The organism is Aeromonas sp. PrichA-15 (assembly GCF_017939245.1).
Taxonomy (GTDB): domain Bacteria; phylum Pseudomonadota; class Gammaproteobacteria; order Enterobacterales; family Aeromonadaceae; genus Aeromonas; species Aeromonas caviae.
In genome coordinates this window covers 1-23,219 of sequence record NZ_JAGKRH010000081.1, presented here as the reverse complement: position 1 = coordinate 23,219, position 23,219 = coordinate 1, and the positions used below count along the sequence as shown (strand labels likewise).

The 23,219-nt window shown below is 64.4% G+C and carries 23 protein-coding genes and 1 pseudogene; 8 read left to right on the top strand and 16 right to left on the bottom strand.

Annotated features, from left to right (window positions below):
• The first annotated feature begins 859 nt into the window (after positions 1-859).
• On the top strand, positions 860-994 hold the full coding sequence (locus J9889_RS24520; protein WP_257710345.1) for a hypothetical protein: 135 nt from the start codon (positions 860-862) through the stop codon (positions 992-994).
• Positions 995-1,030: 36 nt separating this feature from the next.
• Here J9889_RS24520 and J9889_RS12540 read toward each other — a convergent pair whose 3' ends face one another.
• From J9889_RS12540 to J9889_RS12510, 8 genes are all read right to left on the bottom strand, one after another.
• Positions 1,031-2,302 carry a ferric reductase-like transmembrane domain-containing protein gene (locus tag J9889_RS12540; RefSeq protein WP_210556886.1) on the bottom strand — a complete coding sequence of 424 codons (1,272 nt, stop codon included), beginning with the start codon at positions 2,300-2,302 and terminating at the stop codon, positions 1,031-1,033.
• A gap of 231 nt (positions 2,303-2,533) precedes the next feature.
• Entirely contained in the window at positions 2,534-3,787 is a 1,254-nt protein-coding gene (locus tag J9889_RS12535) for a DEAD/DEAH box helicase (protein ID WP_210556885.1), read from the bottom strand.
• A 110-nt stretch (positions 3,788-3,897) separates the two neighbouring features.
• Positions 3,898-4,764: a GGDEF domain-containing protein gene (locus tag J9889_RS24110; RefSeq protein ID WP_246878084.1), complete on the bottom strand. Its 867-nt coding sequence runs from the start codon at positions 4,762-4,764 to the stop codon at positions 3,898-3,900.
• Positions 4,765-4,797: 33 nt separating this feature from the next.
• Positions 4,798-5,364 carry a hypothetical protein gene (locus tag J9889_RS24105; RefSeq protein WP_246878083.1) on the bottom strand — a complete coding sequence of 189 codons (567 nt, stop codon included), beginning with the start codon at positions 5,362-5,364 and terminating at the stop codon, positions 4,798-4,800.
• A gap of 218 nt (positions 5,365-5,582) precedes the next feature.
• Complete coding sequence (locus tag J9889_RS12525; RefSeq protein WP_041214564.1) at positions 5,583-6,236, bottom strand: DUF799 domain-containing protein; 654 nt, start codon at positions 6,234-6,236, stop codon at positions 5,583-5,585.
• Positions 6,233-6,592, bottom strand: a complete 360-nt coding sequence (locus J9889_RS12520; protein ID WP_080989864.1) for a DUF4810 domain-containing protein — start codon at positions 6,590-6,592, stop codon at positions 6,233-6,235. Before J9889_RS12520 ends, J9889_RS12525 begins: the two co-directional genes overlap by 4 nt.
• An 11-nt stretch (positions 6,593-6,603) precedes the next feature.
• Positions 6,604-7,275: a CsgG/HfaB family protein gene (locus J9889_RS12515; protein ID WP_029313711.1), complete on the bottom strand. Its 672-nt coding sequence runs from the start codon at positions 7,273-7,275 to the stop codon at positions 6,604-6,606.
• Positions 7,276-7,364: 89 nt separating this feature from the next.
• The gene (locus J9889_RS12510; protein ID WP_210556882.1) at positions 7,365-8,273 is read right to left on the bottom strand and encodes a LysR family transcriptional regulator; all 909 of its coding nucleotides are present in this window, start codon (positions 8,271-8,273) and stop codon (positions 7,365-7,367) included.
• Positions 8,274-8,506: 233 nt separating this feature from the next.
• Here J9889_RS12510 and J9889_RS12505 point away from each other — a divergent pair, with 233 nt between their 5' ends.
• A complete protein-coding gene (locus tag J9889_RS12505) occupies positions 8,507-9,733 on the top strand; it encodes an MFS transporter (RefSeq protein WP_201890871.1) in 1,227 nt (408 codons plus the stop codon).
• A 7-nt stretch (positions 9,734-9,740) separates the two neighbouring features.
• Here the strand turns inward: J9889_RS12505 and J9889_RS12500 are convergent, their stop codons facing one another.
• Complete coding sequence (locus J9889_RS12500) at positions 9,741-10,202, bottom strand: hypothetical protein (protein WP_210556880.1); 462 nt, start codon at positions 10,200-10,202, stop codon at positions 9,741-9,743.
• A 150-nt stretch (positions 10,203-10,352) separates the two neighbouring features.
• On the opposite strand from J9889_RS12500, the gene J9889_RS12495 reads away from it, so the two are divergent.
• Positions 10,353-11,261 carry an S-adenosyl-l-methionine hydroxide adenosyltransferase family protein gene (locus J9889_RS12495; protein WP_210556878.1) on the top strand — a complete coding sequence of 303 codons (909 nt, stop codon included), beginning with the start codon at positions 10,353-10,355 and terminating at the stop codon, positions 11,259-11,261.
• A gap of 257 nt (positions 11,262-11,518) precedes the next feature.
• Positions 11,519-13,414, top strand: coding sequence for a PhoX family phosphatase (locus J9889_RS12490; RefSeq protein WP_202041976.1), 1,896 nt, complete (start codon positions 11,519-11,521; stop codon positions 13,412-13,414).
• Between the two features lie 223 nt (positions 13,415-13,637).
• On the opposite strand, the gene J9889_RS12485 is transcribed toward J9889_RS12490, so the two are convergent.
• The 3 genes and pseudogenes from J9889_RS12485 to J9889_RS12475 all read right to left on the bottom strand — a co-directional run.
• Entirely contained in the window at positions 13,638-15,587 is a 1,950-nt protein-coding gene (locus tag J9889_RS12485) for a MacB family efflux pump subunit (RefSeq protein WP_246878082.1), read from the bottom strand.
• A 2-nt stretch (positions 15,588-15,589) separates the two neighbouring features.
• A complete protein-coding gene (locus J9889_RS12480; RefSeq protein ID WP_349237009.1) occupies positions 15,590-16,300 on the bottom strand; it encodes an efflux RND transporter periplasmic adaptor subunit in 711 nt (236 codons plus the stop codon).
• Positions 16,301-16,492: 192 nt separating this feature from the next.
• A pseudogene (locus J9889_RS12475) lies at positions 16,493-16,969 on the bottom strand (biotin/lipoyl-binding protein); the annotation flags it as partial.
• Between the two features lie 148 nt (positions 16,970-17,117).
• Between J9889_RS12475 and J9889_RS12470 the strand changes: the two are divergent.
• Both J9889_RS12470 and J9889_RS12465 read left to right on the top strand, forming a co-directional pair.
• A complete protein-coding gene (locus tag J9889_RS12470; RefSeq protein ID WP_201890875.1) occupies positions 17,118-17,798 on the top strand; it encodes a response regulator transcription factor in 681 nt (226 codons plus the stop codon).
• A gap of 14 nt (positions 17,799-17,812) precedes the next feature.
• On the top strand, positions 17,813-19,132 hold the full coding sequence (locus J9889_RS12465; RefSeq protein ID WP_246878080.1) for an ATP-binding protein: 1,320 nt from the start codon (positions 17,813-17,815) through the stop codon (positions 19,130-19,132).
• Between the two features lie 90 nt (positions 19,133-19,222).
• Here the strand turns inward: J9889_RS12465 and J9889_RS12460 are convergent, their stop codons facing one another.
• The 3 genes from J9889_RS12460 to J9889_RS12450 form a co-directional block, all read right to left on the bottom strand.
• A complete protein-coding gene (locus J9889_RS12460) occupies positions 19,223-19,633 on the bottom strand; it encodes a DUF6515 family protein (RefSeq protein ID WP_210556872.1) in 411 nt (136 codons plus the stop codon).
• 1 nt (position 19,634) lies between these two features.
• A complete protein-coding gene (locus J9889_RS12455) occupies positions 19,635-19,928 on the bottom strand; it encodes a hypothetical protein (protein ID WP_210556870.1) in 294 nt (97 codons plus the stop codon).
• 146 nt (positions 19,929-20,074) lie between these two features.
• Positions 20,075-20,635, bottom strand: coding sequence for a carbonate dehydratase (locus tag J9889_RS12450; RefSeq protein ID WP_010672952.1), 561 nt, complete (start codon positions 20,633-20,635; stop codon positions 20,075-20,077).
• Positions 20,636-20,856: 221 nt separating this feature from the next.
• Here J9889_RS12450 and J9889_RS12445 point away from each other — a divergent pair, with 221 nt between their 5' ends.
• Both J9889_RS12445 and J9889_RS12440 read left to right on the top strand, forming a co-directional pair.
• Complete coding sequence (locus J9889_RS12445) at positions 20,857-21,498, top strand: ribonuclease (protein WP_151028388.1); 642 nt, start codon at positions 20,857-20,859, stop codon at positions 21,496-21,498.
• A gap of 203 nt (positions 21,499-21,701) precedes the next feature.
• A complete protein-coding gene (locus J9889_RS12440; RefSeq protein WP_210556868.1) occupies positions 21,702-22,748 on the top strand; it encodes a nitronate monooxygenase in 1,047 nt (348 codons plus the stop codon).
• A gap of 231 nt (positions 22,749-22,979) precedes the next feature.
• Here the strand turns inward: J9889_RS12440 and J9889_RS12435 are convergent.
• Positions 22,980-23,219 (bottom strand): hypothetical protein (locus J9889_RS12435; RefSeq protein WP_210556867.1); only part of this gene is annotated, 240 nt, incomplete at its 5' end.

Below are 23,219 nucleotides of genomic sequence, written 5' to 3'. Positions count from 1 at the left end.
GGGTCTTCAAGTTCGGAGAAGAATTGGGTAAATGCCGCTTGATGGTTCATGACGAAACTCCCGTAAAAGAGAGTATAAGATCACACCCTGTTCGGTCGGTCAAATCCTCATGCCCTGCTTAAAAAACGTTCGCGATCTTGCCCTGCAGGAATGATGCAGGGCAGTAGATTAGAGAAGCGGATTCTGACGTTCGCGAACAGGTCGTGGCCGAGAGGCCGCTGATATCTGGAATTTATTGGCGGTCTTGCCATTACTTGGTGCGTGGCGGTATGAGGACGATTACGCTGCGCTAATCGACCCTACATTATGTGGCTTATTGTTACCTCCCCCCTCATCCCCAGCCCTTCTCCTCTTGTTTGTGATCAAGAGTGGGAGAAGGGAGCAAATATGCGCCTCTGATTTGGTTTGGCAACCGGGCTTTGAATTGGCACGGGCCATCCCCTCTCCCTTGGGAGAGGGTTAGGGTGAGGGGCCGCTATCTGTGTTGCAGGTTCGAATAGCGAAGCGTATTCGGACAATCGCGAACAGGTCGTGGCCTAGAAGCCGCTGATATCCAGAGTTTCCTGTCGCTCTTACCATGACTCGGTGCCGGCGGTATGCGGACGATTACGCTGCGCTAATCGTCCCTACATCAAGGCGTTGACTGCGTATGTTGAGCCCTTACCTCTCTCCATTCCCCGCATTGCCAACCGCCATGTTTGTCGTGACTCGCTGCTGATATCTTCTGACTTCCCCTCGACTTCACCCTGGCTTCACACAGCCTCATTTTCCCCTCACATATCCCTTCTATCTTCTGCCCACTGATAAATGGGCCTGCTTGCCACAGGGTGGCGAGGGCCAACGAGAGGGGAGCAAGACGATGAAATCCTGGATCAAATACGGGCTGGCCGGGGCCTTGATACTGGTGGCGAGCTTCTGGGGCGGCAGCGTGCGGGCGGCGGGGGCGTGGCCCGCTCAAGGGGGCCCGTGCCCGCCCGTCTCCCAGTTTCCCTAATATCAGGCCAATGACTGAACGCGCCGGTCTGGCCCGTCAACGGAAGCGGAACAGCTCCCGGTGCAGCGGGGCTGCCAGATGGGCATCCAGAGTCTGGGCCATGGGCTCGGGGCCGCAGAACCACACCGGGGTGTGCTGACGCTCACCCAGGGCGGCGAGATCCAGTCGGCCGCGCTCGGACTCCAGATGCAGCCGGTAGTCGACCCCGGCCCGGCGGCACAGCTCGGCCAGCCGACTGTGATAGGGGGCGGCCTCGGCGGTGGGGGCGCATTGCAGCAAGGTGGTGCCCGGGCGTGTCTCGCCACGGCGCACCAGGGCCTCCAGCCAGGCGACGAAGGGGGTGATGCCGATGCCGGCGCCGACCCAGAGCGCGGGGGCCGGATCCGGCAGGGCGAAGGCGCCATAGGGGCCGGTCACGATGACCGCATCCCCCACCTTGAGGTGCTGGTGCAGCCAGCGGGTGTGATCCCCGAGGGCGCGTACCGCCAGGGTGAGGGTACAGCCATCCGCCGAGACATTCACCAGGGTGTAGGGGTGAGGCTCGCCGCGCCCGGCGAAGTCGAAGAAGGCGAACTGTCCGGGGCGGTAGCCGTGCAGGGGCGCGGTGAGGGCAACCCGGATCTCCAGGGTGCGCTCATCCAGGGGGGCGAGGGCGCTGACCGTCCCCTGGTGGCGCTCGTTTTGGCCCACCCGGCCAAAGAGGGAGTAGAGCGCCCCCAGGGCACCCAGCCCGCCGCCGATAAGCAGGGTCAGGCCGACCGGGGTCAGGACGCCTATGTGCGGCAGCAGGCAGAGCCCGTGCAGCCAGCCCATCAGATAGATGACCGGGGCCAGCCGGTGAACCACCCGGAAGCGCTCGTAGCGCACCACCGCCAGCAGGCTCACCGCTACCAGGGCCAGCAGCAGATAGAAACCCCATTCCCCCAGGGTATTGCCGAGTTCGTGCCACAGGTCATCGCTGCCTGCGCCTGCACCGCGGCGTGCCGGCCGGGTCAGCCAGTCGGCGGCGACGGCCCACTTGGGGGCTTCCACCAGCAGCCAGTGGGCCATCAGGGTGCCGGTGGCCCAGAGGGCGCTGCTGCGGTGCAGGCGCAACATGCGATCCAGCCCGCCACACCAGGCCTCGAGCCTGGGCAGGCGCAGGGCCAGCAGCAAAGAGAGGGTCATGGCGCCGAGGCCAAGCAGACCGGTCAGGATCAGCAGCTCGTGGCGCCAGGGCCAGACGCTGGCGGGCCACTGGGTGAGACCAGAGAGCCAGAGCAGGGTGAGGGTCAGGGGCAGGGCCCAGACGAGGGATGCGGGTTTCATGATGTCCTCCTTGTGCCATGCCTTTATCTCACGCCTGCTTTGTGGCGAAAGTGTGCCCCTTCACTACCTCTTTTGTAGCAGAGTGTGGCAAGGCTCTGGGGGCGGTTTGGTCAGGGGAACAAGAGGGAGAGAGCAAGAGAGGGGGTCGGCGGCGCCAGGGTTTCTCCCCGGGCCGGCGCGAGGAAAAGGGGAGCACCCGTGCTTTGGGGCTCCCCCGCAAGATCCTCCATGTCAGGGCTTGCGGCCCTTGCCGCCCTTGTTGCCCGCGAGGGCCTGCTTTCTGGCCTTCTGCTTCTGGGCACCCTTGCTGGCGCGGCGCGGCTCTGGGTCGAAGCGGGTGAGATCCGGCTCGAAGCCCGGGAACCACTGCTGGGGCAATCGGGTGTCGAGCACGGCCTCCACCTTCTCCAGCAGGGGTGCGTCTTCGGGGCTGAACAATGTGATGGCGAGCCCCTTGTTGCCGGCGCGGCCGGTGCGCCCGATGCGGTGCACGTAATCCTCCGGCTGATGGGGAAACTCCAGATTGATCACATGGTTGAGGTCGCTGATATCGAGGCCGCGAGCCGCCACGTCGGTGGCCACCAGGGCCTGCAAGGTGCCGGCGCGAAACGCCAGCAGCACGTTTTCCCGCGCGCTCTGTGACAGGTCCCCGTGGAAGGCCAGCGCATTGATGCCCGCCTTGCCGAGCTGCTGGGCCAGCTTGTCGGCCCCCTGGCGGGTGCGGCTGAAGATCAGCGCCGGTGCCCAGCCCTTCACGGTCAGCATGTGTTCGACCAGCGCCACCTTGCGATCGCTGTCCACCGCATAGACCCGCTGCTCCACCTCGGCCGCCGTGGTGTTGCGCGGTGCCACCTCGATCAGTTCGGGGTCGCGCAGCAAGACCTTGCTGAGCGCAAAGAGGTTGTCGTCGCAGGTGGCCGAAAACAGCAGGGTCTGGCGATCCGCCGGGATTTGCTTCAGCAGCGCCTTGATCTCGTCCATAAAGCCCATGTCGAGCATCCTGTCCGCCTCGTCAAACACCAGATGGTGCAGTTCGGCCAGCGTGAGCACCCCCTGGCGCAGGTGATCGAGCAGGCGGCCCGGGGTGGCGATGAGGATATCCACCCCGGCGTTCAGCGCCTCCACCTGTGCGGCGATGCTCACCCCGCCGTAGACCAGCGTGCTGGTGAGAGTGGTGCCCCTGGCGTAGCGTGTGACGCTATCAAAAACCTGCACCGCCAGCTCGCGGGTCGGCACCAGCACCAGGGCGCGGATGGGGCGGGGGCCATCGCTCGTCGGGTGTTGCAGCAACAGCTCCAGCAGCGGCAGCACGAAGGCGGCGGTCTTGCCGGTGCCGGTCTGGGCGCCCGCCATCAGATCCCGCCCCGCGAGGATCAGGGGGATGGCGCTGGCCTGCACCGGGGTGGGGGCGGCGTAGCCAAGCTCGGCCAGGGTTTGCTGCAAGCGGGGGGAGAGGGCCAGTTCGGCGAAGGAGGCAATGGACATAGGGCACCAGTATGGGGTTATCCCGCCCCGTGGCCGGGACGGAAACAATCAGCGTGGCGGGATGGTAACAGATAGCGGGGGCGCGGCAGAAGCCGGGGCGCTCAGGGGGCCTAATCGGCGCCCGGATCGCGGACAAGGCGGATGGTCTGCCCCTGGTAATAGGCGATATTGCGTTTGCCGTGCTGCTTGACGTGATAGAGCAGATCGTCGGCCAGTTGCACCGCCTCGGCCACCGTCAGGTAATCGCGAATGCGGGTCACTCCGGCGGAGAAGGTGATGGGGGCGGGCAGTTCGGGGATGCGCAATGGCCGCTCCAGCAGGCGGGCGGCGGAGTGATGCACCATGTTGTCATCGTCCATCCCCTTGAACAGCACGATGAACTCTTCCCCGCCCCAGCGAATGGCAACATCGCCCTTGCGAATATTGGCCTTGAGGTGAGCGGCGAAGGCGACGAGCGCCAAATCGCCCACCCCGTGGCCATGGGTATCGTTGACGGACTTGAAGTTGTCGATGTCGAGGATCATCAGGTAGTCGTGCTCCTGCAGCAGCGCCTCGTTCAGGATGTCACGGCGCGGCAGTCGGGTCAGGTGGTCGGTCTGGGCCAGGGTGCGCAGGCGGGTAACCAGGCTGCGCCCCGTCAGCATGATCAGCAGCAGGATGATGAGATAGAGCTTGAAGGCCGCCCCGTAGAGCACGGACCGGATGAAATCGCCGTAACTGTATGACCACTTGAGGTAGAGATCATTGCCTGCCTGAGTGCGCATCAGCGGCGTACTCAGGCAGAGGTGGAACGGGCGGCAGGGCTCGACCTCTTCGAAGGAGAGGACGGTCCGGGTCGGATTGAGGCTCTCGAAGGGGCGCAGCACATCCTTGAACGCCCGGTCGACGGCGATGTCGATGCCCTTGAGTCCATAGCGGTAGTCCTTGATGGCGGTCTCGTAATAGACGAAGGGGAAGTAGAGGGTGATGGCCTGCAACCCGGTGAAGGTGTCGGTATAGAGACCGGAGACCTAGGCTTCATCCGTGCTGCAGGGGACATGGGTGGCCGCGAAAAAGGCGCAGCCGAAATAGTGGGTCCAGGGCTCGATGTCGCTGAGGTCGGTGTTGATGGGCAACAACTGGCTCGGCAGCATCCCCTTGCTGGCGACCATGCCAAGCATGCGGCGATCATCATAGAAGGCGTAGAGGTTGAGGACCTCGGGGTTGGAGATGACGTACAGGTAGGCGAGGAGCATCTGGTTGGCCGGGGGCAACACGGGAATGACCGCCAGGCGCTTCAGGGTGGGGAGATCATAGCCATAGCCATAGGCCGTCGCATCCCCGTTCTCGCTGAAGATGGGCATCTTGATGCTGCTGTTGTCGATGAAGGCGGCCAGTTTCTCTGGCGCAAGGATGCGAGCCCGCTGATAGAACACCTCGAACAGGTTGGGCTGCTTGGCGGTGATGAGCGCCATGTCGTGCCTGATACGAAGGTAGGTGTAGTTGCACACCAATCCGAGCCCCATCAGGGCCAGGCAGAGCCAGCCAAGCCGGGTGAGCCATCGACGGGGGAGGAAACGCAGCAGTGAGGCGGCCATGGCGTGAACGCTCCCGTGGTGACAGAGGCCTTTTTTGTAACTGATTTTACCGGGCATCACCAGATGAAGTTGGTGGGGTGCCATGGGGTGTGCACAAAAATGAGCCAGCAATATCAAAAAGATAGACGATAAGATCGCATTCGATGGTGGGCGGGGGAAGGGGGGTGACTGAAACAAGAGGGCATGGCGCCCTCTTGTGTGGAGTGAGACGACGCGCCTTAGCGAGCCTGGTATTTCGGCGAGCGGGGGCCATGGAGGATGCCGTTGGGCATGTCGGCACTGAGCAGCCTGACGCTGGTGATGCCGGCGATTTCATGGCCCTTGTCGGTCAGGGTGTTGGCAATCTGATTGACCACCGCCACCACCAGCATGCCGATGAGGCCGCCCCCCGAATTGCCCTGCTGCTCGGCACTGCTGGCGCTGGCACTGCCTTCCCACAACAGCTTGCCGGTGCGCAGATCCACCAGGCGGGCACTGGCGGTGACCACTGTCTCGCTGGAGATGACCAGATAGCTGGTGCCGTACTCCTTGATGTCAAGGTAGAGGGCGGTATCGGCACCGTAGATCTCGTGGAGCTTCTTGATGGGCAGCGCCTGGATGTCGGCGGGCTCGGTCACGCCGTTCTGCCGGAACGTCTCGTTGGTGACCGCCACCGGCAGCACGTAATAGCCGGACTCGGCGAGCGGATAGGTGATCTGGGATTGCAGGCTGGGGCCCGCCTTGATGTCCGGCGAGTGATTCACCGGCGGCAGCACCAGAATGGAGGTTGGTCTGCTCTCCTTGAAGTTGCTGTAGTCGTAGCCGGGGCCTTGTGCACAGCCGCCCAGGAGGAGGGCGCCCAGCGTGAGGGCAAGGAGGGTGCGCAGGGTCATTGGGTCTCTCCCTTCTTGCTGGACATCAGGAAGTTCATGAAGGGGGCCGATTCGGGGAAGAGGCGCTTCTCGGTTTCGAACTGCTCGCGAGTCTGGGCATCCTTGCCGAGCTGGGCGTACAGCATGCCGAGGTGAGCGTGAAAGCCCGGTGGCACAGCCTGCCCCTTGGCGCTCGCTTCTTGCTGGTTTTTCTCCAGCGCATCGATCTGCGCTTCGACCCCGGTGTCGTCACCCTGCATGTGCTGGTAAACCACCCCCTGATATTGATCCCAGTTGTAGAGCGTCTGCGGCCCCTGGGCGCAGGCGCTCAGCAGCAGGCCGCTGACCAGCAGCAGGGAAGGACGGAACAGCGTCATCTCGTCTCTCCTCATTGGGCCGGGCGCCAGGCACCGGTCTCGATGCCGTTCACCAGATTGTTGACGGCCTCGCGGATGGCGAGATCCAGCACCTTGCCGTTCAGGGTGGAGTCGTAGCTGGCGGTGCCGCCGAAGCCGACGATCTCGCGGTTGGAGAGTTCGTACTCCCCGGCACCCTGGGAAGAGAAGACCACTTCCGAGGTGGTGACGTTGACGATGTTCAGGTTGACCTTGGCATAGGCGATCTGTGACTTGCCGCGACCCAGGATGCCAAACAGCTGATGATCACCGACTTCCTTGCGACCAAACTCGGTGACGTCGCCGGTGACCACGTAGTCGGCGCCCTTGAGTTGCTGAGCCTGTTGCTTGATCCCGGCCTCGGCCTGGATCTCCGCCATGTTGTCGCGATCCAGCACGCTGAAGCGGCCGGTCTGCTGCAGGTGGGTGATCAGCACGGTTTTCGCCTGGTTGCCCAGCCGGTCCACGCCGTCGGAGAAGATGCCACGCATGTAGCTTGAACGGTTGTCGAACTTGCCGACGGCGATGGGGCTGCGTGCGCCCTGATAGTGGCTCTGATAGGAGGCAACCTTGGGTACCTCCAGGGTGCGCGACGACTCGCTTGCACAGGCTGTCAGCAAGCCCGCCATCAGGATGACACTGGATGAAACAACAAACTTCTTCATGTAAGGCCCCGTTATCAAAGGAAAAAACAGCGGCGGATTCTAACATGGTTCGTTGCGAAGAAAGTGCCCCGTATGGGGGGCATACCCGCTCAATCCCTGTGCGTTTGACAGGGGGGGGCGGAGGGCTGGGTCTGTTGCAGGGGCTGGAACACCTCCTCCAGGGCTGCCACCAGGGCGCGCATTCGGCCCGTCTTCTGCACATCCGGGTGCAGCACCATCCAGATGTCGATGGGATCGTGCTGGTCAGGCAGCAGGCGCACCAGGGCGGGATCCTCCTCGGCGAGGAAGGTGGAGAGCAGGGCGATGCCGAGCCCCTGCCGGGCGGCGGCCATCAGCACCAGCTGGGCATTGCTCTGCAGGACCACGTTGGGTTCGTGGAGCGGTTCGCCGCACAGACTCAGCCATTGACGGGCCACCAGCTCTTTGGGAAAGAGCAGCAGGTCGTGCTCTTGCAGTGCCTGACCCGAGCGGGGCGTGCCCCGCCTGGCCAGGTAGTCGGGAGAGGCGTAGAGCCCCATCTTGATGGTGGCGAGCCGTTTGACCACGAGATCTCCCTGCTCGGGGCGCACGCTGCGAATGGCGAGATCCGCCTCCTGATTGGGGATGTCGCTCACGCTGACGGCGGTCAGCAACTTGAGGCGGATGCCGGGGTGGCGCTGGCGCAGCAGGGTGAACGCGGGCAGCACGAAGCCCTGGGCCAGGGTATCCGTGGTGGCGATGCAAAGCTCCCCTTCCAGCTCCCCCAGGCTCGCGGTGCGCATCATGGCCAGGGCCGCCTGCGCCATGGCCTCGGCCTGGGGCAGCAGCGCTTCCCCCAGGGGGCTGGGGCGATAGTGTCTGGGGGTGCGGATAAACAGCTTGGCCCCCAGCTGCTGCTCGAGCAGGGTGATCCGTCGCCCGACGGTGGCCTGATCCACCCCGAGCTCGAGTCCGGCCTGCCGCAGGCTGCCCCGCCGTGCCAGGGCCAGGAAGAAGCGGGCATCGTCCCAGTTGATCATGCTTGCTCCTCACTCAAGCAGAACGCCCGATTGGCGCCGCAATATTAGATGCCAGCGGGGATGGCAGCACAAGGGGATAGACCGGGTCCGGTGCCCCGGCCAAGGGCGCGAGCCACCCCGATGTGATGCAGGATTGAGTCGGCGTGATGCAGAACTGCCGCAGTCCGGAGTGGGCGGGATCGCTATGATGTCGCTCCCGATTGCGGTTTCATTCGTCTGTCACTGGAGTGTCCATGTCTGTCTCAAGCGTCCCGGCTTGCGAGCCAGGTCAGGTTGTCCATCCTCGTCTGCGCTGGTTTCTCTCCCTCGCCCTGATGTCGGCCCTGCTCAACAGCAGCGTGCCTACCCCGCTCTATCCCCATTACCAGGCGGCGCTGGCTCTGAGCGATCTCGGCCTCAGCCTCATCTATGGCGGCTATGCGGGGGGCGTGCTCATCGCCTTGTTCGGGATGGGCAACCTGGCAGGACGCGTGGCGGATCTGCGCACCCTGATCCTGCCTGCCCTGGTGGCGGTCGGGGGCGGGGCACTGCTCTTCTCCCTGGCCGACAGCTTCTGGACCCTTTTGCTGGCGCGGTTGCTGGCCGGGATTGGCACGGGCAGCCTGACCGGTGCCGCCAACGTGGCGCTGCTGCGTTTTGGCCCCAGGGATGGGGGCAAGCGGGCGGCGCTGAGCGCCACATTATCGTTCACTGCCGGGCTGGCCCTTGGCCCCGTGTTCAGCGGGCTGGCGCTGCAGCAGGATCTCTACCCGACCACGCTGCCGTTTCTGCTGATCCTGGGGATGGCGGCCTGCGCCATCGGGGGGCTGGTGTTGAGCTGGCCCAAAGGGGCGAGGGCGACGGAGGCCGCCCCGAGCAGGCAGGGTGGCGGATCCCTGGGAGAGGGGCTCAGGGCCACAGGGGCCGGGTTCTTCCTTTGCGCCCTGGCGCTCTTCACCGCCTGGGCGGTGGCGGCCAGCTTGCTGGCCATGGGTCCCAAGGTGGTGAGCGAGATGCTGGGCATGACGGATCTGGGGCTGTTCGGCTATCTCGTCGCGGCCTATCTGGTCTTCTCCGGGCTTTGCCAGCTCTGGGCCCGTCGCCTCGATGCCCGCCATACCCTGCAAAGCGGCGTGCTGGCCCTGGCGCTGTGCGTGCTGCTCTTTGCCGGGGCCGTTCACGGCCTGCCCAGCTGGCTGGCGGGACTCGGGCTGCTGGTGGCGGGCTATGCCCAGGGGGCCGTGTTCGTGGGCAGTGCAACCCTGATCAATCGCATCGCGCCCCCGGCCAGCCACGCGCGGCTGCTCTCCCTCTTCTATGTGATCGCCTATGTGGCGAACTGGGTACCCGTGTTGCTGGGCTGGGTGAGCGACGGGGCCGGTCTTGGCGTCGCGCTGGATCTGCTCTTCGTCGGCAGCACCCTGACAAGCCTGGGGTTGGCCTGGGCGGTGTCACGGCGGCGCTTCGAACCCGCTGTGTGACAGGGCATCACCCATCGACCAGGACGACGCTCCCGGCATCCAGGTGGTGCATCCACTCCCGCAGGATCAGCAGGGCGGCGGCGATGCGCCTCTCCCTAGGCAACTGGGCCGATGCCAGGGGATCCCCCTCCACCATGGCGGCAAGCTGGCCGAACAACCGCTCAATGTTATCCCGGCTCTGCACCCGGTTGTCGAGCACCTCGGTCAGGGGCTCCGGGCTTTGCAGGTGCAGCACGGGGTGGGGCGGGATCCGTGCCGCGAGGGGCATCAGCACATCCTCCACCACCATGATGGCCTGCTCAAGCTCCAGGGGCGTCGGCGGATCCCGGCGAAAGGGTCCCGGGGTCAGGGCATCGAGCCCCAGTGTCAATGCAAATGTCTGGCTGGTGCCATCGGCCGCGCTGAGCGCGACCTGGCTTCGGGTATTGCCCAGGCTCAGCAAAATGGTGTCGTGATGCTCTCTGGTCATCTGGTGTGCTCCTGGCGTTGGATGCCCCATGGATACACCCGCACGGGGCGGATTGGCGAGTCATTTCGCCCCCCATTCGGGCATCAGGGGTTGCAAAGATTGCCATGAGTGGCAATCTGGACGTCCAAACGTCTTTAAAGGAGCCCTGACATGGATATTCGTGTCGTCCCCCGCGCCCTCGTGCTCGCCCTTTCTCTTGTGGGGGCGAGTGCCCTTGCCAACGAGGCCCTGGTGTTCCAGACCGACTTCGGTCTCAAGGATGGCGCCGTCTCGGCCATGAAGGGGGTCGCCTTCGGGGTGGACCGCACCCTGCCGCTCCATGACCTGACCCACGAGATCCCGGCCTACAACATCTGGGAAGCCTCCTACCGCCTCTATCAGACCCTGCAATACTGGCCCGCGGGCACCGTCTTCGTCAGCGTGGTGGACCCCGGTGTCGGCACCGAACGCAAGTCGGTGGTACTCAAGACCAGGAGCGGCCACTACATCGTCAGCCCGGACAACGGCACCCTGACCCTGGTGGTGGAGCACTTCGGCATCGAGGCGGTGCGCCAGATAGACGAGAAAACCAACCGCCTCAAGGGCTCCGAGAAGTCCTACACCTTCCACGGCCGCGACGTCTACGCCTACACCGGCGCGCGCCTCGCCTCCGGTGCCATCAGCTTCGAGCAGGTGGGGCCCCTGCTGCCCGCCGAGGTGGTGACCATCCCCTATCAGCCCGCGGTGGCCGAGCAAGACGGTACCCTCAAGGGCACCATTCCGATCCTGGACGTGCAGTACGGCAACGTCTGGACCAATATCGACGACAGCCTGCTGACCAAGGCGGGTATCCACAAGGGGGACAACGCCTGCATCAGGATCAGCGAAGGGGATGCGCTGAAATACGAGGGCAAGGCTCCCTACGTCAGCAGCTTTGGCGATGTGCCGGAGGGCCAGCCCCTGGTCTACCTCAACAGCCTGTTGCAGGTGTCGGTGGCGCTGAACATGGACAGCTTCGCCGCCAAACATCAGGTGCAATCCGGCGCCAACTGGCATATCAGCCTGAAGAAGTGCAACTAAACGTTGCCATCGGGCGCTATCCGGTACAAACGGGCATAGCAGTCTGAAGACGTGCGGCTAGATAGAGGGGAGAGCTTCTGTCGGCGATGTGTCTCTTGGGGCGGTGGGACTGGTGTCCACCGCCCCTTGTCGTTGGCGTCTTGCCGGGCCAGCCGGTTATCTCATCATTTGTCATCCTCGTTTAATAAAGCGCTGCCATGCTGTGGCCGGACGCCGAGATGACGCAATGATTGCGCCGAGATAACAAGGAAAAGCCGATGAGCCGTTTTGACGAGAAAGACAGTGCCAACCACCCCCGCGAGCAGGAGCCGGCATTCAACCGCCTCATCGAGGCGGGCCTGAGCCGCCGTGGCTTCCTCAAAGGGGTGGGCGCCGCCAGCATGGTGGCCTTCTTTGCCGCGAGCCCCGTGGCCCAGGCCGTGGCTGCCGCCACCCGGCCGCTGCTTGGCTTCCAGGCCGTGCCCGCCTCGGTGGCCGACACCATAGTGGTGCCGCCCGGCTACAAGGCCGAGGTGCTGATCGCCTGGGGGGATGCCCTGTTCGCCGACGCCCCCGCCTTTGCCCAAAGCAACGACGCCAAGGCCCAGGCCCGCCAGTTTGGCGACAACAACGACGGCATGAGCTTCTTCCCCCTGGGCCCGGATCGCGCCCTGCTCGCCGTCAACAACGAATACACCAACTACGAATACCTGTTTGAAGATGGTGGCAAGACCCTCAGTGCAGAGGCTGTCGCCAAGGCTCAGGCGGCCCACGGGGTCTCCCTGGTGGAGCTGGTGCGCATCGATGGCAAGTGGCAGGCCAACCCCAGGGGGGGCCTCAACCGCCGCATCACCGCCACGACCCCCATGACATTGAGCGGCCCGGCGGCGGGCCATGCCCTGCTCAAGACCCAGGCCGATCCCGAGGGGCGCACCGCCCTTGGCACCTTCAACAACTGCGCCAATGGCCAGACCCCCTGGGGCACCTACCTCACCTGCGAGGAGAACGTCAACGGCTACTTCGGCAGCGAGGGCAAGCCGGAGCTGGACCAGCGCGCCGCCCGCTACGGCTTGGCCGCCGAGGATGCGGGCTTTGGCTGGCACAGGTTCGACGAGCGCTTCGATCTCGCGAAGCATCCCCAGGAGCCGCACCGCTTCGGCTGGGTGGTGGAGATCGATCCCCGCGATCCCGCCTCCACCCCGAAGAAGCGTACCGCCCTTGGCCGCTTCAAGCATGAGAATGCGGCCTTCACCATCAACCAGGATGGCCGCGCCGTGGTCTACCTCGGCGACGACGAGCGGGGGGAGCACATCTACCGCTTCGTCTCGAAGAACAAGGTGGCGCCGGGCAACGATCCTGCGAACCGGGATCTGCTGGATGAGGGCACCCTCTATGTGGCTCGCTTCGAGGCGAGGGAGGGGGAGCTCAAGGGCACCGGCCAGTGGCTGCCCCTGGTGCACGGCGAGCACGGTCTGACCCGGGAGAACGGCTTCGCCGATCAGGGGGAGGTGCTCATCTTCGCCCGGGAGGCGGCGACCCGGCTCGGCGCCACCACCATGGACAGGCCCGAGTGGGTGGCCGTGCATCCCCACAGAGCCGAGGTCTACTGCACCCTGACCAACAACAAGAACCGCGGCCTCAAGGAGAACCAACCTCTCGATGGCGCCAACCCCAGGGCCGAGAACCCCTATGGCCAGATCATCCGCTGGCGCCCGATGGGGGACGATCACGGGAGCGACAGCTTCGAGTGGGATCTCTTCCTGCTGGCGGGCAACCCTGGCGTGCACAAGGAGGGGCTGATGGCGGGCAGTGCCAACATCCATCCGGACAACATGTTCAACAGCCCGGACGGCATCGGCTTCGACGAGGCGGGGCGGCTCTGGATCCAGACCGACGGCGACTACTCCAACGAGAAGCAGTTTGCCGGCATGGGCAACAACCAGATGCTGTGCGCCGATCCCGCGAGCGGCGAGGTGCGCCGCTTCCTGACCGGCCCTGTGGCCTGCGAAATAACGGGCCTCACCTTCACGCCTGACTGGCGCACTCTGTTCGTCGGGGTGCAGCACCCGGGTGAGGAGGGGGCGCCCTCCCACTTCCCGGACGGTGGCACCGCCATTCCCCGCTCCACTGTGTTGCGGATCACCCGGGACGATGGCGGTATCATCGGCGCCTGATGGCCCGGAATCACCGCCTGGCCCGTGATGACAAGAGCCGCCTTCGGGCGGCTTTTTTGCGGGTATGGCGGGCGGGAGACAAAAAAAGACCGGGTACGGGACCCGGTCAAAGAACCCGCGCATTCAGGGAAGAAGTGCGGGCGTTCAGGCTTGGTGGCGGGGCCGGGCATCGGCCCCCGATCCGGTGTCGGGGAGAGTGGCGTCACCCCGGCGTCAATGCGGGCTATTCGCGCTCCAGTGCGTGGATGGGATCCAGCCTGGCGGCCCGGCGGGCCGGGGCGAAGCCGAATATTACCCCGATCAGGCTGGCGCAAAGGCAGGCCACCCCCATGGTGGCAAGGGAGTAGCTCATCCGGACGCCGCTGCTGACGTGGTCGAACAGTTGGCCCAGCACCAGGGAGAGGGCGATGCCGAGCACGCCCCCCAGCAGGCAGATCAGCACCGCTTCAATGAGGAACTGCTGCTGGATATCCCGGGTCCGGGCGCCGACCGCCATCCGCACCCCTATCTCCCGGGTGCGCTCGGTGACCGAGACCAGCATGATGTTCATCACCCCTATGCCCCCGACGATCAGGGAAATGAGGGCGATGAGGGCGATCAGCGTGGTCAGGGTGGCGCTGGTCTGGCTGATGGTCTGGCGGATGCTGTCGGTGTTGAGCAGGAAGAAGTCCTGGCTGCCGTGGCGCAGGGTGAGCAGGCGGCTGATGCCGTCCTGGGCGGCGTCCAGGCTCACCTCGTCCCGTACCCGCACGCTGATGCTGCGCAGATGGCTCTGCCCCAGCAGGCGGCTCATGGCGGTGGTATGAGGGATCCAGACGTTGAGGGTCTCGTCGCTGCCAAAGCCGCTCTGGTTCTTGATGGCGACCCCGATCACCCGGCAGGGCAGATCCCCCAGCAGGATCACCTGGCCCAGGGGGGACTGGGTCGGGGCGAACAGCTTGTCCCGGGTGTGCTCGTCGATCACCACCTCCTGGGCCAGGCTCTCCTCGCTCTGGCGATCAAAGCCCATGCCCTGGGCCAGGCGATAGCCCCTGACCTGGAAGAACTGGGCGCCGACGCCGTTGATGGTGCCGGAGACGGCGGTGCTGCCAAGGCGCAGGGGGGCGCTGGTGCTGAGGCTGGGGGTGACGCTGTGCACGTAGTCCAGCCGGGCGATGGCCTCGGCGTCCCCGATCCGCAACGTCTGTATGGTAGCGGAGCGCATGTCCCCGAAGCCGCGGCCGGGGAACACCTCCAGGGTGCTGGTGCCCATGGCGTTGATGTTCTCCAGCACTCGCTCCCGGGAGCCCTGCCCGAGGGCCACCACGGTCACCACCGAGGCGATACCTATGATGATGCCGAGCATGGTGAGAAAGGTGCGCAGACGCTGGGCAACCATGGCCTTGAGGGCCATCTGCAGGGCATTCCCGAGCCCCGCCATCCGCGGGGGCTTCCCCTTGGCGGACGTCTTGGTGGCGGTCTGGGTCGCCTGGGAAAGGGCCTGTGGTTCGCGCGTGCGGCGATCGGCGATCACCCGGCCATCTTTCAGTTCGATGATCCGCTCGGCGTGGCGGGCGATGTCCATGTCGTGGGTGACGATCACCAGGGTGTGGCCCTGGCGATGCAGAGCTTGAAGGCTCGCCATCACCTCGGCGCCGCTCTGGCTGTCGAGGGCCCCGGTCGGCTCGTCGGCCAGGATCACCTCGCCGCCGTTGATGAGGGCGCGGGCGATGCTGACCCGCTGCTGCTGGCCGCCGGAGAGCTGGCTTGGCTTGTGTTCGAGCCGGCTGGCGAGGCCGAAGCGGGTCAGCAGGGCCTCGGCCCGCTGGCGTCGCTCGGCCGGATCCAGACCGGCGTAGAGGGCGGGCACTTCCACATTGGTGCGGGCATCGAGATCCGCCAGCAGGTGATAACGCTGGAAAATGAAGCCGAAGTGCTCACGGCGTAGGGCGGCGAGCTCGTCCCGGCTGAGGGTGGCAGTATCGCGCCCGGCCACCAGATAGGCCCCCTCGCTCGGCTGATCCAGGCAGCCCAGCAGGTTCATCAGGGTGGATTTGCCGGAGCCCGAAGCGCCGACGATGGCCACCATCTCTCCACGGGCGATCGCCAGATCGATGCCGTCCAGCACGGTGACGGTGCGCTCACCCTCTTTGAAGTGGCGGCGGATGCCCCGCAGTTGCAACAAGGCGCCCATGGTCACATCCCCATGGGGGGCGGCATGCCCCCGGCGGCGTTGCTCTGGCCTGCGTTCACTTCGCTGACGATGACCCGCTCACCGGTGCTCAGGCCCGACAGGATCTGGGCATCCACCTTGTTGTTCAGGCCGACCTTGACCCGGCGCAGGCTGATCCGGCCTCCGTCGTCGATCACCCTGACCTGATCCCCCTGCAGGGCGATGGCCGGGATCACCAGCGCATCTTTGAGCCGGGCGACCACCAGATAGACCTGGGCCGTCATGCTGATCCTGAGCTGACCATCCTGGTTGGGCACCTCGAACAGGTCGTGATAATAGATGGCGCTGCTGTCGCTGCTGCTGGTGGTGGTGTCGTCGTCATTGATGGTGTCGGGGGCGGGCTCGATGGCCCGCAGGGATCCCTCGAAGCGGCGCTGGCTGTTGCCAAGAATGGTGAAATAGACCGGCATGCCGACCCGGACGTTGATGACGTCGGCCTCGGAGATCCTGGCCTCCACCGTCATGGTGTCGAGCTGGGCAATCTTGAGCAGGGTAGGGGTGCTCTGGCTGGCGTTGAGGGTCTGCCCCTCCTCCACCGGCATGGCCACCACGGTACCGGAGAGGGGGGCCAGGATCCGGGTATACCCCAGGTTGACCCGGGCTGTGTCCACCGCGATCTCGGCCTGCACCCGCTGGGCGTTGAGGGCCCGGATATCGGCCACAATGCTGTTCACTTAAGAGAATTTGAGTTCCAGTCCACGTAGTATCAGGACAAAAAAGCGAGGGAGGCATGATGCCTCCCTCTTTCTATTGCAAGCCCCGCTGGATAAAGGCTGGAGGAAGATCGACTGGACACAGCCTTGCCCCCTCAACTCAAATCCAATTTATGAATAATCAGTCAAAAAAGTGCTTATCTGAACAGCATTGCGGATATCGGCCAGGGTCTCGTCCAGGGTCGCCTTGGCGCTGTCATGGTCGGCCGTGCTGCCAAGACCTCTTGCGACGATCTGCTGCTGGCGCTGGTATGCCAGGCGGGCATTGCGAAGGGTGGCCTCTTTGGAATCCAGCTGGGCCTGGAGGTTGTCGCGCTGGGCCAGGGCATCCTTGAGGGCGTTCTGCTGGGGCAGATCGTCTATCTCGACCAGCAGCTCCCCCTGTTTGACCTCCTGCCCCAGAGTCACGTGCAGTTTCTTGATCTGGCCCGACACCTGGGCGCCCACGCTCACCTGCTTGCGCGCCTTCAGGGTGCCGTCCGCCATGATGAGCTGCTCCAGATCCCGGGTCTCGGCACTGGCGGTGATGTAGTCGCTGGTGGGTGCCTTGGCTTGGGGGCGCCAGGCCAGCAACAGGGCGAGGGCGCACAGGGGCAGCAGCCAGAAGAGACGAGGGGAGAACGTGGGCATGACAACCTGTATCCTGAATGACGATCACGGCGGCACTCTACCCCAGAGCCGGGTTAAGGCTCTTTGCGCCAAGCGTAAGGGTTTCGTAAAAATGGCTGCCAAGTGCGTGGCAAGCGGCGAAAATGGCCGCCGACAAGGGAGACCGCATATGAAGATCCTGCTGGTGGATGACGATGCCGAACTGGGCGCCATGTTGAGTGAATACCTGGGGGGAGAGGGGTTTGATACCACCCAGGTGCTGACCGGAGGGGAAGGTGTGTACCATGCCCTCTCCGGCCGTTACAGCGCCCTGCTGCTGGATGTGATGCTGCCCGACTTGAGCGGCACCGAGGTGCTGCGCCAGGTGCGCCAGCGCAGCCGCCTGCCGATCATCATGCTGACCGCCAAGGGGGACAATGTGGATCGAGTGGTGGGACTGGAGATGGGGGCCGATGACTATGTGCCCAAACCCTGCTACCCCAGGGAGCTGGTGGCCCGGCTGCGGGCCGTTCTGCGGCGGGTCAACGAGGGGGGGAGCGCAACCCCCTCGCCGGATGCCCTCATCCTGGGGGATCTGACGGTCACCCCGGCCAACCGGGTCTGCCTCTGGCAGGGGGAGCCGCTGGAGCTGACCGCCACCGAGTTCAACATGCTGGTGTTGCTGGTGCGAGTACCGGAGCAGGTGGTCACCAAGGACACCCTCTCCCTGCAAGGGGTAGGGCGCCCGCGGGAGGCCTATGATCGCAGCGTCGATGTGCACATCTGCAACCTGAGGCAGAAACTGCAGCAGAAGGCGGGGGAGGCCGTCACCATAGAGACGGTGCGCAGCATAGGGTACAAGATACGGTGATCCTCAAGGGGCGTTTGTTCTGGAAGATTCTGCTGGGGTTCTGGCTGGCCATCGTGCTGGTCAGCCAACTGCTCTGGCTCGGTTTTCGTGCCGAGCGTGCTCCCCCGGAAGAGCACCTGGCCCAGCAGTTGGCGAGCCAGCATCTGGAGATGGCGGCAGCCGTGCTGGCAAAGGGGGGAATCGAGGCTGCGACGGCATTGAGCCAGGCCATGTCGCCGCCGTTGCTGCAGATAACACTCCTTGATGTCTCCGATGCGCCTTCCCGGCCAGCGCCCCGGGCATCCAGGCTGCCAGCCTCCGGGGAACCTGGCCCGGGCAGCGTGCTGACACGCACCGTGATTGCCAGCGACGGGCAGACCTATCTGCTGCAGACCAGAGCGGACCCGCGCGTCCTCCCCGGCGGGCCTGCTCCCGGCCCCCTCTCCTGGCTCAACATTCCTCCGCCCATGCTCTGGATTGGCGGCCTGGGGGGACTCTTGTTCAGCATTCTGTTCGCCTGGCACCTGACCCGGCCCATGAACGCCCTGCGGCGCAGCTTCGATCGGGTAGCCAGAGGGGATCTGGAGGTCAGACTCTGGCCCGCTCTGCGCTGGCGCCGGGACGAGCTGACGGAGGTGGCGAAGGAGTTCGATCTCATGGTGGAGCGGTTGCAGCAACTGGTCGAGGGGCGCGAGCAGCTGCTTCACGACGTCTCCCACGAGCTGCGATCCCCCCTGGCCCGCATCCAGATGGCCATCGGCCTGGCGGAGCAGCGCCCGGAGAAGGCGAGCGACGCCCTGGCGCGGATCCGGCTCGAGACGGAGCGGATGGACAGGATGATAGGGGAGCTGCTGACCCTCTCCCGTGCCGAGCAGGGCCACGGGCTTGAGCAGAGCCACTACGACCTGCTGGCGCTGGTGGAGACCGTCGTCCAGGATGCCAGGTTCGAAGCCCAGCAATCCGGAGTCGAGATAGGGCTCGAGGCGGCGCTGGGGGAGGGTTGCCTCCTGCTGGGGCATGCCGAGCTGGTGCGCCGCGCCGTGGATAATGTGGTGCGCAACGCCCTGCGTTTCTCGCAGTCGGGCCAGATGGTGAGTGTTCGCTTGCTGCGCCTGGGCCAGGAGATGCAGCTCTCCATCGCCGATCGGGGGCCCGGGGTGGAGGAGGGGAAGCTGGCGGGGATCTTCGACCCCTTCGTGCGCATCGGCTCACCCCGCATGGGCAAGGGCTACGGGCTCGGTCTCGCCATCGCCCGCAAGGCGGTGATTCTGCAGGGCGGCACCATCCAGGCGCGCAATCGCGCACAGGGGGGGCTGAGAGTGACCATGACGCTGCCCCTACATGACCCGTCCTGAGGTACGCGGCTCAGACCTGAGTGGGGTAAACACCCCGGTAATGAAAGAGGGGGCCAAGGCCCCCTGCTCGTATCTGTTCCTCCGTGCGATTCAGCGCAGCGCCGCTGGCGGCGGCACCTCGGTGTAGCGCCCGTCTATTTCTCGCAGGTAGTAGTGACCCTCCCTGACGTAATAGCGGCGGCCATCCAGATCCAGGGGGATGAGCCCTGTCTCTGCCACCACCAGGACCTGAGGAGGTGGGGAGACCACCACATAGTGGTTCTCCTGCCGGCGGTAGAAGATGCCGTCGAGCACATAGTAGGTGAGCCCGGCCAGCAGCAAGGTTTCCACCCCTCCCGGCAGCCGGTCGACGCGGTGGCCGAAGCCGGGACCAGCCCCATGGCCGTACTGCGGGGCAGGGCTCTCCCATCCGCCCGGTCTGCGCATGTTCCCCGGACCCGCCATGGCGGGCAGGGCGATGGCCATGGCAAGCAGCCAGAGTGAAGGGCGGTGCAGACTCATCTCACTGCCCCTTGAGCGGCGCACCGGCGGGCTGGGGTTTGAGTGGCTGGGGCGGCAGTTCGCGCACGCTGACCGTGACCTCGTAGCGGGTATCCGGCTTGGCGGCATCAATGTTTTTGGACATCGCCTGGACCAGGGCCTGGGGATCCGCACCCTGCTTGCTGGCGTGATAGAGCACGGAGGGGGGCGGTGTCATGGGGCCTCCCTGGCGGGCGCCTATCGGGGGCGGCATCTCGCCGGCATGAAGGAGCGTGGTGCCCAGCAGCAGGGCAAGGGCGACAGGATAGCGTGACATGATGATGACTCCATTGATGGGAACGCCCCCATCAAACGCGACGCGTGCGCCCGGCTCAACCACCTTTACACCCTCTTTTCGCCCTCTTTACAGTTGTGACAACGGGCGCCGTGGCGCCCGTTGTGTGTCGTGAACCGCTCGCCGGATCAAAACTCGTTGGAGAGCGCCTTGTAACCCCTGACCAGGTCGATGTTGGTGTGAGCCACATCCTCGGAGAACTCGGTGGCGTCCACGGTGACGCGCGGGATCTGCGCCAGATCGCTCTGCTGGTTGATGCGGGTGGTGGAGGGAACATAGAAGCCGGGGGGAATATCGCAGCCATCGACCACGGAGTTGTGGCGCACCACGGACCCTTCGCCGATGTGGCAGTTGAACAGCACGCTGTTGAAGCCGATGAAGACCCGGTTACCCACTTCGCAGGGGCCGTGGACGATGCTGCGGTGGGCGATGGAGCTGAACTCGCCGATGGTGACGGCAGCGCCGGATTTGGAGTGGATGACGACGCCATCCTGAATGTTGGAGTTGGCGCCGATGACGATGGGTTCCATGTCACCGCTCTCGTCCACTTCGTCTGCGCGGATCACGGCATAGGGGCCGACAAACACGTTCTCCTTGATGATCACCTTGCCACAGATGATGGCGGTCTTGTCGATATAGGCGGATTCGTCGATAACGGGCAGGTGACCTGAGGGATTCTTGCGGATCATGTTACGTCCTGTTGCTGATGAAATCGGGGAAACGTGGCGCGTCATGAAGGCCCGCCGGAGAGCCAGCTTACGCCTCTGATCCGGCAGGGGAAACCTTTTACTGGTCTGACCCACAGTGAGTAAGGCCATTTTGAGCGATTGTTCTTTGACTCCCTGTTATGGGAGCATGAGGGCGCAAAATGGGGCGCCACCGGGTGCAAAGAGATGAGGGGGAACGAGAGATGAAGCAGGTCATGGTATGGCTGGTGGGGTCGCTGTTGTGGATCTCCGCCGCCCAGGGCAAAGGCTATGCGGGGGAGTTTGACTATTACGCCATGGCACTCTCCTGGTCGCCCGAGCATTGCGCCATCAAGCCAGGGGATCGGGAGCAGTGCGCCCGCAAACTGGGGTTCGTGCTGCATGGGCTCTGGCCCCAGTATCAGCGCGGCTACCCCGCCAGCTGCACCCGCGAGCGGCTGGATGCGGACATGGAGCAGCAGTTTGCCGGGCTCTACCCCAGCCGCTTCCTTTATCGCCATGAATGGGAGAAGCACGGCACCTGTTCCGGGCTGAGCCAGGAGGCATTTCACCAATTGGCCAGCGAGCTGCGCCAGAAGGTGAAGATCCCGGCCGCCTATCAATCGCCGGAAGAGCCGCTGCGCAAAAACAGCTTCCAGCTAAAGGCTGATCTGGCGAGCGCCAACGAGTGGCTGGCCCCCGATAACATCACGGTGGCCTGCGCTGATGGGGGCCGCTTCCTGCGGGAGATCTACATCTGCATCAACAAGCAGGGGACGGATGCCGTTCCCTGCTCCGACGAGATGCAGAAGCGGGAGCGCCGCTCCTGTGGCCAGCCGGACTTCCTGCTGCGCAGCGTGCGTTGACACTTCACGTTCGGGCCCTTCGCGGGCCCGATGTGCAATGAACCTCAAGGAGCCTGATGGATGAAAGCCAAGACAGGATGTCTGGCCGGGAACTGGACAGGCGATATCGCCAGACGACGTGTCAGCACGTCAGGTGCGATCTGCCGACTCAACCCGCCTCTGGCGCACAGCCAGACTCACCATCAGAAACAGGAAACCATCATATGACGCTCTTTGCCGAACTGGGGATGCGCTATCCCGTCATTCAGGCCCCCATGGCGGGCGTGCAGGACTGCGCCCTGGCGATGGCGGCGACCAGTGCGGGGGCACTGGGCTCCCTGCCTGCCGCCATGCTGAGTGGTGCCGATCTGCGCCAGGAGCTGAGCCGCCTCGCCGCCAGCGGGCCGGGCCCATACAACATCAACTTCTTTTGCCATCGGCAGCACGAGCCGGAACCGACAGCGGAGCAGCGCTGGCGCCAGGTGCTGTCACCCTATTACACCGAGTTTGGGGTGGATGCCGCTGCACCGTCGCATGCTCCCGCTCGGGCCCCCTTCAATGATGAGCATGCGGCTCTGCTTGCAGAGTTCAGGCCTGCCGTGGTCAGTTTCCACTTCGGCTTGCCCGAGCCCGAGTTGCTTGCCCAGGTAAAAGCCACAGGCGCAAAAGTGTTTGCCAGCGCCACCACGGTGGCAGAAGCGCAGTGGCTTGCTGACCACGGAGCCGATGCCGTCATCGCCCAGGGGCTGGAGGCGGGTGGCCATCGCGGCCATTTCCTGAGTGAGGATCTCAGCTTGCAGCAGGGCACCTTTACCCTTCTGCCACAGGTAGTGGCGGCAGTAGCGATCCCGGTCATCGCTGCAGGAGGCATCGTGGATGGAAAGGGCATCAGAGCCGCCCTTGCTCTGGGAGCGAGCGCCGTGCAGGTGGGAACGGCGTTCCTCTGTTGCCACGAGGCGACGACCTCGCCCCTGCACCGTGCGGCGCTGCAGGGGAGGCATGGCCAACACACCGCACTGACCAATCTGTTCAGCGGCCGTCCGGCGCGGGGGATAGTCAACCGCTTGATGCGGGAACTCGGCCCCCTTTCGGTGCTGCCGCCAGACTTCCCGTATGCCAGCGGCGCATTGGCTCCGTTGCGTGCCGCAGCCGAAAAGGCGGGTGACCGCGGTTTCTCGCCACTCTGGGCCGGGCAGAATATATCGGGTTGCCGCTCCATGGCGGCAGCCGAGCTGATCGCTGCCTGGGTTGCTGAGGCAGGACTGGTCTGAGCGTCACTTTGCGATTCTCTTCCTTTATATACGGACTGATATGGTCAGCAACCCTTCGAACAGGAGACGGTTAGAGAGGAACGGGAGGTGATAGGGTGCAGAATGAGCCCTTTTTTGACTTGTCCTGTGGGTAAGTCTGTATAAAAACTGTGTTCTTGATATGAATAACTAATAATTGGCATTTTTTTGCAATTTTATTGCGATGAGAGCTTGCCAATGTGATCTATGTCTCTATAATGCGCCTCCATCGACAGGGCAAGCGGCAACGCAAACAAGCCGGTCGGTAGCCTCGAAAAGCCTTTGAAAATAAGGCTTGACTCGAGAGGGCGGTTGAGTAGAATGCCACTCCCGCAGCAGCCAAAAGCTGCGTCGCTCTTTAACAATTTGAATCAAGCAATCTGTGTGGGCACTCACAGCATCGAGCATCAAAAACAATTTTTGATTTTCAATGTCTGATGAAGTGACCAAAGC